Source organism: Winslowiella toletana (assembly GCF_017875465.1).
Classification (GTDB): domain Bacteria; phylum Pseudomonadota; class Gammaproteobacteria; order Enterobacterales; family Enterobacteriaceae; genus Erwinia; species Erwinia toletana.
The window spans coordinates 4,668,453-4,681,227 of the sequence record NZ_JAGGMQ010000001.1 but is presented as its reverse complement, the minus strand read 5'-3'; the positions used below and the strand labels follow the sequence as shown (position 1 = coordinate 4,681,227).

At 54.6% G+C, this 12,775-nt stretch carries 14 protein-coding genes; 5 read left to right on the top strand and 9 right to left on the bottom strand.

Annotated elements, in window-relative coordinates:
• Nucleotides 1–7: 7 nt before the first annotated feature.
• Together J2125_RS21985 and J2125_RS21980 are read left to right on the top strand one after the other, a co-directional pair.
• The gene (locus J2125_RS21985) at nt 8–958 is read left to right on the top strand and encodes a hypothetical protein (RefSeq protein WP_017802080.1); all 951 of its coding nucleotides are present in this window, start codon (nt 8–10) and stop codon (nt 956–958) included.
• A gap of 55 nt (nt 959–1,013) precedes the next feature.
• Nucleotides 1,014–2,441, top strand: coding sequence for a serine/threonine protein kinase (locus J2125_RS21980; RefSeq protein WP_017802079.1), 1,428 nt, complete (start codon nt 1,014–1,016; stop codon nt 2,439–2,441).
• A 58-nt stretch (nt 2,442–2,499) separates the two neighbouring features.
• Here the strand turns inward: J2125_RS21980 and J2125_RS21975 are convergent, their stop codons facing one another.
• The gene (locus J2125_RS21975) at nt 2,500–3,171 is read right to left on the bottom strand and encodes a gamma-glutamylcyclotransferase (RefSeq protein WP_017802078.1); all 672 of its coding nucleotides are present in this window, start codon (nt 3,169–3,171) and stop codon (nt 2,500–2,502) included.
• Nucleotides 3,172–3,421: 250 nt separating this feature from the next.
• Nucleotides 3,422–3,649 (bottom strand): putative cation transport regulator ChaB, encoded by a 228-nt coding sequence (chaB, locus tag J2125_RS21970; protein ID WP_017802077.1) that lies wholly within the window; start codon nt 3,647–3,649, stop codon nt 3,422–3,424.
• 388 nt (nt 3,650–4,037) lie between these two features.
• On the opposite strand from chaB, the gene chaA reads away from it, so the two are divergent.
• The gene (chaA, locus tag J2125_RS21965; protein WP_017802075.1) at nt 4,038–5,135 is read left to right on the top strand and encodes a sodium-potassium/proton antiporter ChaA; all 1,098 of its coding nucleotides are present in this window, start codon (nt 4,038–4,040) and stop codon (nt 5,133–5,135) included.
• A 44-nt stretch (nt 5,136–5,179) separates the two neighbouring features.
• On the opposite strand, the gene J2125_RS21960 is transcribed toward chaA, so the two are convergent.
• The 7 genes from J2125_RS21960 to hemA form a co-directional block, all read right to left on the bottom strand.
• Nucleotides 5,180–5,596, bottom strand: coding sequence for an META domain-containing protein (locus tag J2125_RS21960; protein WP_026111831.1), 417 nt, complete (start codon nt 5,594–5,596; stop codon nt 5,180–5,182).
• A 90-nt stretch (nt 5,597–5,686) separates the two neighbouring features.
• Nucleotides 5,687–6,541 (bottom strand): 3-deoxy-8-phosphooctulonate synthase, encoded by an 855-nt coding sequence (gene kdsA, locus J2125_RS21955; RefSeq protein WP_017802072.1) that lies wholly within the window; start codon nt 6,539–6,541, stop codon nt 5,687–5,689.
• Nucleotides 6,542–6,575: 34 nt separating this feature from the next.
• Nucleotides 6,576–7,385 carry an invasion regulator SirB1 gene (gene sirB1 / locus J2125_RS21950; protein ID WP_017802071.1) on the bottom strand — a complete coding sequence of 270 codons (810 nt, stop codon included), beginning with the start codon at nt 7,383–7,385 and terminating at the stop codon, nt 6,576–6,578.
• A complete protein-coding gene (locus J2125_RS21945) occupies nt 7,382–7,780 on the bottom strand; it encodes a SirB2 family protein (protein WP_017802070.1) in 399 nt (132 codons plus the stop codon). The genes sirB1 and J2125_RS21945 overlap by 4 nt, the downstream gene beginning before the upstream one ends.
• Nucleotides 7,781–7,789: 9 nt before the next feature.
• Nucleotides 7,790–8,623, bottom strand: coding sequence for a peptide chain release factor N(5)-glutamine methyltransferase (gene prmC / locus J2125_RS21940; protein ID WP_017802069.1), 834 nt, complete (start codon nt 8,621–8,623; stop codon nt 7,790–7,792).
• Nucleotides 8,623–9,705: a peptide chain release factor 1 gene (prfA, locus tag J2125_RS21935; RefSeq protein ID WP_017802068.1), complete on the bottom strand. Its 1,083-nt coding sequence runs from the start codon at nt 9,703–9,705 to the stop codon at nt 8,623–8,625. The genes prmC and prfA overlap by 1 nt, the downstream gene beginning before the upstream one ends.
• 69 nt (nt 9,706–9,774) lie before the next feature.
• Nucleotides 9,775–11,031 carry a glutamyl-tRNA reductase gene (gene hemA / locus J2125_RS21930; protein ID WP_017802067.1) on the bottom strand — a complete coding sequence of 419 codons (1,257 nt, stop codon included), beginning with the start codon at nt 11,029–11,031 and terminating at the stop codon, nt 9,775–9,777.
• A 237-nt stretch (nt 11,032–11,268) separates the two neighbouring features.
• Here hemA and lolB point away from each other — a divergent pair, with 237 nt between their 5' ends.
• Nucleotides 11,269–11,892, top strand: a complete 624-nt coding sequence (gene lolB / locus J2125_RS21925) for a lipoprotein insertase outer membrane protein LolB (protein ID WP_017802066.1) — start codon at nt 11,269–11,271, stop codon at nt 11,890–11,892.
• On the top strand, nt 11,892–12,749 hold the full coding sequence (gene ispE / locus J2125_RS21920) for a 4-(cytidine 5'-diphospho)-2-C-methyl-D-erythritol kinase (RefSeq protein WP_017802065.1): 858 nt from the start codon (nt 11,892–11,894) through the stop codon (nt 12,747–12,749). Before lolB ends, ispE begins: the two co-directional genes overlap by 1 nt.
• Nucleotides 12,750–12,775 lie beyond the last annotated feature (26 nt).

The window sequence follows — 12,775 nt, the reverse complement described above, 5'->3', positions numbered from 1 at the left end:
GAACGATATGAAATACTGGTTGCCCGGCGTTATGACATTGTTGATGGCTTCTGCCGCCAGCGCAGAGGACTATCGGGTGGTCTATTCCCCGAGCCTTGAGCTGGAAGTCTATATTGATAACGTTGAGAGCAACGCACCGCAGGACTGGTGTAAACAGACGCTACATCTGCGGATTGTCTCCGGCGAGAGTAAAGAGTCGCAGGTGTTAGACAGCTTCCTGCCACGCGTCGGCAACCTGCTGGCCAACCAGTGCGGCAAGCTGGATGAACTGCCGTGGCAGATGACCGATAAACAAGGTTCAGTGCTGGCTGGCGGCACTGCCGCCAAACTGCAAGGCTGGCGACCAATTGTCACGGCCGATGCCACCGCCACCGCCAATGCCAGCAACGCCGCCCCGCTCGACCTGTCGCGCCCCGCGGATAGCCAGCCGCTACAACATTTCGATCTGCCCGGCGGTTGCCACTTCCGCACCTGGTGGGATGAAAACGGCCAGTCGCTGTTTATTCCTGACGATCGCGCGATGAGCTGCTCCACCGAAGGCTGGCTGGAAGGTTACAGTCAGCTGACGCTTTCCAGTGAAGGCGCCGCCACGCCGATTCCGGTCAATTTCTACCAGGGTTATCCGTTACAGAATATGCGTCCGGGCAAAAATGCGCTGGAAGTGGTGGCGATTAATAACCAGCGCATGGTTGTCGGCAATAAACAGGCCGCTGACAGCTGGCTGGTGCTGCCGTTTGATCCGCGTCTGCACGTCTGGTCGTTTAACGGCACGCTGCTGGTGAAAATGAACAAAGACGATGCCGCTGACGTAGCAACGGTGAAAGCGCGGATTGATGCGCTGAAGAAGAGCTGGTCAGCGCAATACGACCCGAAAGTTAAACTGACGGTGTTGTTAATCGACGAACTGCATGCCGATCTTGCCGACCCGGCGATTGGCGCATACCGTACCCTTAATTAATCGCAGGCGTAACGCCTGCTGTAGTCAGGCCGTTAGTTCTCAGAGAGTGTGAAATATGTCGGCAAACGAGAATCAAAAAAATGTGCCAAATGCATTACCCAACGGGCATCGTTTTAATGAATTCGAGATTAAAGAGGTTATCGGTGGCGGCGGCTTTGGTATCGTCTACCGCGCCTGGGACCATTTATTAGAACGCACCATCGCCATCAAAGAGTACATGCCGATCTCCCTGGCAGTACGCAACGAGGATCTGAGCCTCGGCCTGCGCGGCGAGCGTTTCCATAAAATATTCCATGCCGGTCTGAACAGTTTTATTCAGGAAGCACGGTTGCTGGCGCGTTTTAATCATCCCGGCCTGCTGCATGTATTGCGCTTCTGGGAAGAGAATGGCACCGCCTATATGGGCACCCTCTACTATAGCGGCATGACGCTAAAAGAGTGGCAGCTGACCAGCCCGCAGATGATAGATGAGAACTGGATCCGCCAGCTGTTGTCGCCGCTGTTCGGCGCGATTAATACCATCCATCGCGCGGGCTATCTGCATCGCGATATTTCGCTCGATAATATCCAGATTCAGGAAAACCAGCTGCCGGTGCTGCTGGATTTCGGCTCGGCGCGGAAAGAGATCGGCAACCTCTCGGATGAAACCGAAATCATGCTGAAACCGGGTTTCGCACCGATTGAGCAATACAGCGAAGAGAGTGACAGCGAACAAGGCCCGTGGACAGATATCTACGCGCTGGGCGCGGTATTACATACGCTGGTGACCGGCGCGCCGCCACCGGCCAGCGTGGTGCGCTGTATTGAAGATAGCTACCAGCCGCTGACGCAGCTGCATCCGCAAGGTTTTTCCCTGCCGTTGCTGCACGCGATTGACCGTACGCTGATGATGAAACCGGCGGATCGCCCGCAAAGTATTGATGAGCTGGCGGCACTGATTGATTTGCCGGTCAGCGAAGTCCAGGAGCTGATGACGGCGGTCAGCGCCCCCGCTTATCAGCAGGCGGAAGCTGAGGCTATCGAACCGGCGGATACGGTGATACTGGCGGTTAATCCGGCGGCAGGCGCCGCAGAGAATGTCGCCCTGCCGCTGCACCGTCGTCTTTCTCCGGTGCTGATGGCGCTGAGCGGCGTGGCGCTACTGGCGGTGATTGCCCTGACGCTGTTTCTGAACCGTGGCGACAGCGACGGTGATATTGAACATGCCGCCTCAGCGGGCGCAGCCCCTGCCAGCAGCGCCGGCGGTGCGAAGAGCGCAACCAGTGCGCCAGCGCTGGCCACCGTCTATCTGAAGCTGAAAAGCGGTGAAAGTATCAAGCTTAACGGTGAAGTGATGGATGTGAAGCCGAGCAACAGCGGTTATGCTTCGCTTAATCTGGCGGCAGGCGAATATAAAATTGAAGTACAGCAGCAGGATCGCGTGCATTCACAGACGCTGAAAATCGATCGCGCCGGAACCTGGCTGATTAATCCGGGGTCATAACACGGGCGGCGAGAACGCCGCCCCTACAGCAGTGCACTGACGCAAGGGCAGCGCCCATTCAGACATACGGATGCGAAGACTGCAGTTCCCGTACCTGCTGCACCAGATCGGTCAGACACTTATCATGCATACCGCGCTTCACCAGCTCCTGCTCCAGCGAAAACAGATACTGTGCATTGGTGCCCAGCGGTCCACTGGCGCGTGCAATCAGTGGCGCAATGGTGCTGGCGCAGGAATCAGCCTCATACAGCGGGTGACGCGGATCCATAATAAACACCAGCGCAGTGACGTTACGTCCATCCTCCAGCGCCAGTTCGCACCAGGTCGGCAGATAGCAGCCGGTAATCATCTCACGCTTCCACAGCAGCTCCAGCTCTTCATGCAGCTTCTCTTCCGGCAGACGAAACGCCAGCCCGCTGGTCTGGCCGCCCTCTTTCAGCGCCAGCATCCGTCCCGGCTGGTTATGGGTGCCGCGCCCGGCGGTCAGGCGCAAGCAGAATGCACGATGCCAGCCCCGCAACGTACCGCTGGCGACCTCATCGGATTCAAATACCGGATTCCACATCAGCGAGCCATAGCCGAAGATCCAGACCGGACTATGATCCGGGCGACAGGCAAGCGCTGCCGCCAGCGACGATGCGCGCTGTTCGCAGGTCCATAACAGCGACTCCTCGATGGTGCCAAAAGCAGTTTTACAATCAGCTTTTAATAAGAAATCCCGCGTTAACATATGAACCTCCCACGCCACAGCTCCACTTCCCTGTAACAGACAGCCACTTTTCCCTCAGTATTTAGTTATTTGAACAACTTTCGTTGTGTTTACCCTATGACCTTATTCATTTATCAGCCGACGATCAAGTTTGAAGGCGATCACAAAAGAAAAAAAGTGTCATAAATGCCATCGGCAGGCGACCATTATTCTTGAGTGGGTTAAGGCAAATTTTTTCAACATGAGGTGATTGCTCACAGGGCGGGCGGAACTATTTTTTATGCCACTTATCATCACCCCCCTTCTGATACTGATGTTTAACTGCAGCCCAGGCGACTTTGTGCGCCACCTCTTCGCGTGACTCATCACCGCGCCGCTCCTGTTTGTCTTTGTACTGCTGCCAGGCGCTGTTAAACGCCTCTTTATAGATCTCCTGCGCATGGGCGGGCAGCACATTTTTAACGCTTTCCGGCAGTTCGGATTTCGTCTGATAAGGCATGATTTCTCTCCTTTTCATTCAACTCCCATTAAGCCTGGCTTATTCTCTCCAGAGTGCAAAGCCACAGTTGTGGTATGGTTAGCGCAAACGCGGGAATAGTCACTATTTACTCTGGTTATTTACGGTATTAATCGCGTAAAAAGCAGGTTTAAGTTTGCCGAATCCGTGTCTAACATCATTAAATACCATCATATATTCACGATATCCTGCCATTATCGCAACCTTGCGCTAATTTTAGCGCTAACGGGTAAAATAACGTAAAAATTAAATAATTATGCGGCTAACTTGTTACACTGGCGGCGCTGGTAAAATAAACAAACTGTGATAATGCTTAGAGGCCTGCACTCGGGTTTCTGCCAAATTTGGATATAAAAGGAGATGAATGCCTATGGGAGCACATGAAGGCTCAAAGACGCGTCATACCGAATACACACTGATTCTGACGATTGCCGCCCTGGCGGTGCTAACAATGTGGGGCTCATCCACTTCTTTTCCTGTAGTTATTGCTATCAACCTGCTGGCGCTGGTGGCGATTCTTAGCAGCGCCTTTAGCGTGGTGCGTCATGCCGACGTGCTGGCGCACCGTTTAGGTGAACCCTATGGCTCACTGATCCTCAGTCTGTCGGTGGTTATTCTTGAAGTGAGCCTGATCTCCGCGCTGATGGCCACTGGCGATGCCGCGCCGGCGCTGATGCGCGATACCCTCTACTCGATTATTATGATTGTCAGTACCGGTCTGGTCGGCTGTGCGCTGCTGCTGGGCGGTAATAAGTTTGCCACCCAGTATCTGAACCTTGCGGGTGTTAAGCAGTATATGATCGCCATCTTTCCGCTGGCGATTCTGGTGCTGGTGTTTCCCAATGCGTTACCGGGCGGCAACTTTACCACGGGTCAGGCGCTGTTAATCGCCGCTATTTCTGCCGCGATGTATGGCGTCTTTCTGCTGATTCAGACCAAAACCCACCAGAGCCTGTTTATCTATGAACATGAAGATGAAGGCGACGGTGACGACCCGCATCACGGTAAACCTTCGGCGCACAGTAGCCTGCGGCATGCGCTGTGGTTAGTGATCCATCTGGTGGCGGTCATTAGCGTAACTAAAATGAATGCCAATCCGCTGGAGTTCCTGTTAACGGAACTTAATGCGCCGGCACAGTTTACCGGTTTCCTGGTGGCGCTACTGATTCTGTCACCGGAAGGTTTAGGCGCGATTCGGGCGGTACTGGCAAATCAGGTGCAGCGCGCGATGAACCTGTTTTTTGGTTCAGTACTGGCGACCATTTCGTTAACGGTGCCAGCGGTGTCGATTATTGCCACCCTGACCAATCAGCAGCTGATTTTCGGCCTTGAACCGCCGCAGATGGTGATGCTGATGGCGACGCTGATCCTGTGCCATATCTCGTTCTCTACCGGCCGTACCAATGTACTCAACGGCGCGGCGCATCTGGCGTTGTTTGTCGGCTATCTGATGACCATTATGTTGTAAAAAAATGGCCGGGCATGATGCCCGGCCACATTTAAGACGTGATATTACTGCGCTGTTTTGTACTTCAGCGTATGACCGCCACCTTTCAGCGTTAAATTACCCTGCTCCAGCGTCACCTGCGCACCGTTGCTCAGGGCTTCGGCCACCGCCCTGTCCCAGCGACTTAACTGCTCGTCGCTGCATACCATGCGCGTTGAACCCAGCTGCTTTACCGTCAGCAGATTATGACTTAACTCACCCTGACCAAAAAAGCGATTGCACATCATGCCGCTAAGGCGTAAATCGTGGCTGAAGGCGATTTCCGGCTGCTGACCCTGGTTGCTGCGCGCCGCGACACCGTCAACACTTTGCAAGATAAAACGCTGGTCGGCCAGCTGCTGCGCATCAAGAGCGGAATCTGCGTGCTGATTACAGCCGCTGACCATCAGGGCCAGCAACGCCATGGGAAGGATTTTTTTCATCTTACTGCTCCTTTACGGGACTATCCATTTTGATAAAAACCTGGCATCAAAAAAGGCGCCCTTGGGCGCCTCTGTATATTATCACGACAATTAATTACTGGTATCGAGTTCCGGGAAGTTCTTCACCAGTTCATCGATAGCTTTCATCTGTTTCAGGAAAGGTTCCAGTTTATCCAGCGGCAGTGCGGACGGACCGTCACATTTCGCGTTCGCCGGATCCGGATGCGCTTCGATAAACAGACCCGCAAGACCAATCGCCATACCGGCGCGAGCCAGTTCGGTAACCTGACCACGACGGCCGCTGGAAGCTGAGCCAAACGGGTCACGGCACTGCAAGGCGTGCGTCACATCGAAAATCACCGGGCTACCGTTGGTCACCTGCTTCATTACATTGAAGCCCAGCATATCAACCACCAGGTTGTCATAACCGAAGTTAGCGCCACGGTCACACAGGATCACTTTATCGTTGCCGCCTTCAGCGAACTTCTCAACGATGTTACCCATCTGACCCGGGCTGACAAACTGTGGTTTCTTAACGTTAATCACCGCACCGGTCTTCGCCATCGCTTCAACCAGATCGGTCTGACGCGCAAGGAACGCGGGCAGCTGAATCACATCAACCACGTCAGCAACCGGCTGCGCCTGGCTGGCTTCATGCACATCAGTGATAATTTTCACGCCAAAGGTCTGCTTCAGTTCCTGGAACAGCTTCATTCCCTCTTCCAGGCCCGGGCCACGGTAAGAGCGAATTGATGAACGGTTAGCTTTATCAAATGACGCTTTAAATACGTAAGGAATACCGAGTTTATCGGTGACGGTAACGTAATGTTCGCAGATACGCATCGCCAGATCGCGCGACTCAAGAACATTCATGCCGCCAAACAGAACAAATGGCAGGTCGTTTGCGACCTTGATGTCGCCGATATTAACTACTTTCTGAGTCATGCCTTCGCCTTTTTTTTCTGCAGATCGGCTCCGATTAATGAAGCGTAACCTGCTTATGCTCTATCGAATGAATTTGTACTTTGATCATTTCGCTGACCGGATCTTCCGGACACTGCTCAACGAAATAGGTCAGATCGGTTAGCGCGATATGTTCACACTCTAACTGGGCGTAAATCAAGCCGCGGTCGCGAATCTCATACGGATCGTGCGGATCGATCTGCAGCAGCACATTGCTGACATTCAGCGCCATCTCCATGCGTTTCTCTTCCATCAGCGCCGACTTCAGCGTATCCAGCATTTTGCGGATCACCGTAGTGGATTCGGCCTCTTCCAGATCGTCTTCATACAGCTCCGCCGTTGGGCTGATATTGCCCTTCAGCCATACTTCCAGCGTATGTTCGTCAAGTGTGTCGCCGTTAAATGGGTTAATCAGCCACATTTCACCATCGAGCCAGTCGGCGCGAAGAATCAGCTGCGTCGGGAAAATCACCGGCATCAGCGGTAGTTCCAGTTCACCGGCGATATGCAGCAGGATCACCCCGAGCGATACTGCGGTGCCCTGACGGCTTTCCAGCACATTATCCAGCCATAAAGCATCGGACAGTTTGTAGATGCCGCTGGCACCGCCAAACCCCCACTGTTTATAGAACAGTTCCAGCAGTTTTTCTAACCTGGCATCCTGTTCGCTTTCGGCAGCAACATACTGCTGCGCTTCGGCAACCAGCGCCCGAAGCTGCGTTCCTACATCTTCCGTGGGAAAATCGGCGCGGATCTCGCGCGATGCTGCAATCACCGCTTCACAAAGCGGCGATTGCGAAATATCAAATTTCGCTACTGACGTCATACAATCCCCAACAGTGGCATTTTACTTGTGGCCAGCTTGATGATCAGCCCGATCACCACCAGCGCCACGAGGAAGGCGATCCAGCGCACTTTATTGCTGCGCGGACGGCGTCCAAGGACGATAATGCCGAGCACGATATAGATAATAACGCCAAACAGCTTCTCAGTCAGCCAGCTACCTTGCGGTGAAAACGGATAAAAATGAGTAATGCTCACCAACAGAATACCGGAAACAAACAATAAGGTATCGTTCAGATGCGGAACAATCCGTACCCAGCGGCGTTGCAGCATTGCGGAACCGGCCTGTTGCCAGTAAAAACGCAGCATAAACATCACAATAGTGATGGCAACCGTCAGCAGATGAAAATGTTTAATTGTGGCGTAATAAGCGGCCATTGAGATTCCTTATTCTGATAGTTGCCCAACCGTGACCCGATCGTTGCCTGCATAATCCTGACAGGTTTCCACCTGCAAAAAATTGTGATCGCGCAAGATATCGCGTACCGCGGCGGCCTGCTGCCAGCCATGCTCAAACAATAACCAGCCAGCAGGTTGCAGATATTGCGCCGCCGCGGCGCTAATGCGACGGATATCGGCCAGCCCCTGCTCATCGGCCACCAGCGCGCTTAACGGCTCAAACCGCACATCACCCTGTTGCAGATGCTGATCGTCAGCATCGATATAGGGCGGATTGCTGACAATCAGATCAAAACGCTGATTTTCCAGCGCGGAAAACCAGTCGCTGAGCAGAAAACGGGCGTTTGGCAGCTGCAATTTCGTGGCATTATGCTGCGCCAGCGTGACGGCTTCAGCAATACGATCAACGCCGACAACCTGACAATCGCCACGCTCACTGGCCAGCGCCAGTGCGACTGCACCGGTACCGGTGCCCAGATCGAGGATCTGCGCAGGGGACGATGGCAGACGCGCCAGCGCCTGCTCGACAAGGATTTCGGTATCGGGACGCGGGATCAGCGTGGCGGCTGAGACGCTAAGCGGCAGTGACCAGAACTCACGTTCACCGGTCAGATGCGCCACCGGTTCGCCGTTTGCACGACGGGCAATCAATGCTTCAAGCTGCGCCAGCTGCGGCGCAGTGAGTTCGGTCTCATCAAAGGCGATCAGCCAGCTGCGGGATTTGCCGGTAACAAAACCGAGTAAAATCTCCGCATCGCGTTTTGGGCTGTCGCCACCGCACAGCGCAGCGGTGGCGGCTTTCAGCCAGCTGCGGATATCCATTAATCCTGCCCGGACAACGCGGCCAGCTGGTCTGCCTGGTACTCCTGGACAATCGGCTCAATCAGCGCGTCCAGTTTACCTTCCATCACTTCATCCAGACGGTAGACCGTGAGGTTGATGCGGTGGTCAGTGACCCGGCCCTGCGGGAAGTTATAGGTGCGGTTACGGTCAGAGCGGTCGCCGCTGCCCAGCAGGTTGCGGCGCGTTGACGCCTCTGAGGCCTGACGTTTAGCCACTTCTGCGGCGCGGATACGTGAACCCAGCACCGCCAGCGCTTTGGCTTTGTTTTTATGCTGTGAACGCTCATCCTGACATTCAACTACAATGCCGGTTGGCAGGTGGGTAATACGGATCGCCGAGTCGGTGGTGTTAACGTGCTGGCCGCCCGCTCCAGAAGAGCGGAAGGTATCAATACGCAGCTCAGAGGGGTTAATATCCGGCAGTTCGGCTTCCGGCAGTTCTGGCATCACCGCGACGGTACAAGCCGAGGTATGAATGCGGCCCTGCGATTCGGTTTCCGGCACGCGCTGTACGCGATGACCGCCGGATTCGAACTTCAGACGGCCATAGGCACCCTCGCCGATCACTTTGGCGATGATCTCTTTATAGCCGCCATGTTCACCGTCGTTAGCGCTCATCACCTCAATCCGCCAGCGGCGCGATTCAGCATAACGGCTGTACATACGGAACAGATCGCCGGCGAAAATCGCCGCTTCGTCACCACCGGTACCGGCACGGACTTCCAGATAGCAGTTACGCTCATCATCGGGATCTTTCGGCAGCAGTAATACCTGCAACTGCTGCTCCAGCTGCTCGCTCTGCGCACGCGCTTCGGTTAACTCTTCCTGCGCCATATCGCGCATTTCCGGGTCAGCCATCATCATTTCAGCGGTTTCGATATCTTCCTGCACCTGCTGCCACTGACGGAAACACTGGCTGACATCAGTAAGCTGGGCGTATTCACGGGAAAGCGCACGAAAGCGGTCCTGATCGGCGATCACGCCAGCGTCACCGAGCATCGCCTCCACTTCTTCGTGGCGCTCCTGCAAGGCTTCCAGTTTGGCAACAATAGAAGTCTTCATGTGGTGTTATTTACCTTGTAAATGGAGTTCGAGTAATACAGCTGCGTCACACAATCGGTTGTGAAGCAGCTAATCCAGCCCGAGGCTGTCGCGCAGGATCTGCAGTCGTTCGTCATCGCCATCGCGAGCGGCCTGCTGGAGAGATTTGGTAGGGGCGTGGATCAATCGGTTAGTCAGTTTATGGGCCAGATCGCGCATAATCTCCTGCGCATCACCGCCCTGTTGCAGCGCCGCCAGCGCCCGTGCTTCAAGATCGGCACGGATCTGATCGGCCTGCGAACGGTAGTCACGGATGGTCTCAACGGCGCTTTGCGCACGCAGCCAGGCCATAAACTCGCCGCTCTCTTGCACAACAATACTTTCAGCCTGTACGGCGGCGGCTTTACGCTGCGCCATATTTTTTTCGATAATCTGCTGCAGATCGTCGACGCTGTATAAATAGGCATTCGCCAGCTTGCCCACTTCCGGCTCCACATCGCGCGGTACGGCGATATCCACTAGCAGCATCGGCTGATTACGCCGCGCTTTTAACGCACGTTCAACCATACCTTTACCGATAATCGGCAACGGGCTGGCGGTAGAGCTGATAATGATATCGGCTTCCGCCAGACGCACATCAATATCCGCCAGATTGATCACTTCAGCACCCACCTCATCCGCCAGCAGCTGGGCGCGCTCACGGGTGCGGTTAGCGATAATCAGTTTTTTAACCTTGTGCTCGCGCAGATGACGCGCCACCAGTTCAATGGTTTCACCCGCGCCCACCAGCAAGACATTCACCGTCGATAGTGATTCAAAGATCTGTCGCGCCAGTGTACAGGCGGCAAACGCCACCGAGACCGCACTGGCGCCGATATCGGTTTCAGTACGCACACGTTTGGCGACGGAGAAGGTTTTCTGGAACATGCGTTCCAGTTCGCTGGAGAGCGAATGGCCGCGCTGGGAGTCAGCAAAGGCTTTTTTCACCTGGCCAAGGATCTGCGGCTCACCGAGAACCAGCGAATCCAGTCCGCTGGCGACGCGCATCAGATGGCTGACCGCCTCGTTATCATGGTGCCAGTAGAGGCTTTTATGCACATCTTCGGCGCTGAGCTGATGATAGTCACACAACCAGCGCACCAGCTGCTCCTGCAGATTCTCTTGCTGTTCAACACTGAGATACAGTTCGGTGCGGTTACAGGTAGACAACACTACGCCGCCCTGCACAAGTGGCTGCGCCAGCAGGCTGTTAAGCGCCTGTTCCAGCGTATCCGGCGAAAAAGCAACTTTTTCGCGCAGCGCAACAGGTGCTGTTTTATGATTGATTCCGAGGGCCAGCAGGGTCATGGTGAGTTCGGTTTGGTTATCACACTGATATTGTGGTTTTGTGAGGCGCATTCTACAAGATGAGCGAGATCAATAAAAGCCATACAGAGCATATGTCTGTACCAGGTTGTGCCTTGATCTGCGCAATTGCAGTTAATTAAGACAATTTGAGCATTGACTGCTTAAACGCGGATGGTTAGCGTTAACGGTTAACTTTGGGCAAGCATGCCCTGAATGTGTCTGAGGAGATGACCACCTATGTACGTACGCAAGCCCCGCCTGATGCGGTTGCTGCCGCTTGCAGGCCTGTTACTGGCAGCCTGTACCGCCAATAAACCGCAGGGTCCTGGTCAAAGTGTTACCTCTCCACAGTGGCAACAACATCAGCAAAGTGTCGAAAAAATCACCCAATACCAGACGCGTGGCGCTTTTGCCTATCTTTCCGATAAGCAAAAAGTTTATGCGCGCTTTAACTGGCAACAAACTGCGCCGGATCGCTACCGTTTACTGTTAACCAACCCGCTAGGCAGCACCGAATTACAGCTGGATGCACAGGGTTCGGTGGTGCAGCTGGTCGATAGCAACGGTAAACGCTATGTCAGCAATGACGCGGAAAAAATGATTTCACAGCTGACCGGCATGGATATTCCGCTGGAAAATCTGCGCAAATGGATGATGGGTCTGCCGGGCGAAGCGACCGATTATCAGCTGAACGATCAGTATCAGCTGCGCGAGCTGAACTACAGCCGCAACGGTCAGCAGTGGAAAGTCAGCTGGCAGGATTACGACAGCAAAGTTAATCCGGCGCTGCCCGCCAGTCTCGAACTGCGCGAAGGTTCGCAGCGCATTAAACTGCGTATGGATAGCTGGACCGTAAAATAATGATCACCACCTGGCCTGCTCCGGCAAAACTTAACCTGTTTCTTTACATCACCGGGCGTCGTGCGGACGGCTACCATAATCTGCAGACGCTGTTTCAGTTTCTTGATTACGGCGACACGCTGCATATTACGCCGGATAACAGCGGGACTATTCGTCTGCTGACGCCGATCGACGGTGTGGCCGACGAGCAGAACCTGATCGTGCGCGCCGCGCGCCTGCTGATGCAGCAGGCAACGCAGGCGGGCACCCTGCCCGGCGAAGCTGGCGCCGCTATCGCCATTGATAAGCAGTTACCGATGGGCGGTGGACTGGGCGGCGGCTCGTCAAACGCCGCCACGGTGCTGGTCGCGCTGAACCAGCTATGGCAGACCGGTTTCACTCTCGATCAGCTGGCGACGATGGGATTAACCCTTGGCGCTGATGTGCCGGTGTTTGTAAAAGGCCATGCCGCTTTCGCTGAAGGCGTCGGTGAACAGTTACAACCGGTAAATCCGCCAGAAAAATGGTATCTGGTGGCGCATGCAGGCGTTAGCATCCCGACACCGCTGGTATTCAACGATCCCGAGCTGAAACGTGACACCCCATTACGCGCTTTTTCGCACATTATGCAGTCACCTTTTAGCAATGATTGTGAACCAGCAGTAAGAAAACGTTTTCGCGAGGTTGAACAGCTCGTTTCCTGGCTGCTAGAATACGCGCCGTCGCGCCTGACTGGAACCGGTGCTTGTGTGTTTGCTGAATTCGACACTGAGTCCGCTGCCCGCCAGGTGCTTGAGCTGGCCCCGAACTGGTTGCGGGGATTTGTAGCGCGAGGCGTTAACGTCTCACCGCTGCATCGCAACCTTTCAGGGCAGTAAGCGATTACGTGACAGTGTCACCCGTT

Bases quoted from the DNA above. Each gene is read 5' to 3' on its own strand.
- J2125_RS21985 (WP_017802080.1), top strand. From the start codon at position 8: ATGAAATACTGGTTGCCCGGCGTTATGACATTGTTGATGGCTTCTGCC.
- J2125_RS21980 (WP_017802079.1), top strand. From the start codon at position 1,014: ATGTCGGCAAACGAGAATCAAAAAAATGTGCCAAATGCATTACCCAAC.
- J2125_RS21975 (WP_017802078.1), bottom strand. From the start codon at position 3,171: ATGTTAACGCGGGATTTCTTATTAAAAGCTGATTGTAAAACTGCTTTT.
- chaB (WP_017802077.1), bottom strand. From the start codon at position 3,649: ATGCCTTATCAGACGAAATCCGAACTGCCGGAAAGCGTTAAAAATGTG.
- chaA (WP_017802075.1), top strand. From the start codon at position 4,038: ATGGGAGCACATGAAGGCTCAAAGACGCGTCATACCGAATACACACTG.
- J2125_RS21960 (WP_026111831.1), bottom strand. From the start codon at position 5,596: ATGAAAAAAATCCTTCCCATGGCGTTGCTGGCCCTGATGGTCAGCGGC.
- kdsA (WP_017802072.1), bottom strand. From the start codon at position 6,541: ATGACTCAGAAAGTAGTTAATATCGGCGACATCAAGGTCGCAAACGAC.
- sirB1 (WP_017802071.1), bottom strand. From the start codon at position 7,385: ATGACGTCAGTAGCGAAATTTGATATTTCGCAATCGCCGCTTTGTGAA.
- J2125_RS21945 (WP_017802070.1), bottom strand. From the start codon at position 7,780: ATGGCCGCTTATTACGCCACAATTAAACATTTTCATCTGCTGACGGTT.
- prmC (WP_017802069.1), bottom strand. From the start codon at position 8,623: ATGGATATCCGCAGCTGGCTGAAAGCCGCCACCGCTGCGCTGTGCGGT.
- prfA (WP_017802068.1), bottom strand. From the start codon at position 9,705: ATGAAGACTTCTATTGTTGCCAAACTGGAAGCCTTGCAGGAGCGCCAC.
- hemA (WP_017802067.1), bottom strand. From the start codon at position 11,031: ATGACCCTGCTGGCCCTCGGAATCAATCATAAAACAGCACCTGTTGCG.
- lolB (WP_017802066.1), top strand. From the start codon at position 11,269: ATGTACGTACGCAAGCCCCGCCTGATGCGGTTGCTGCCGCTTGCAGGC.
- ispE (WP_017802065.1), top strand. From the start codon at position 11,892: ATGATCACCACCTGGCCTGCTCCGGCAAAACTTAACCTGTTTCTTTAC.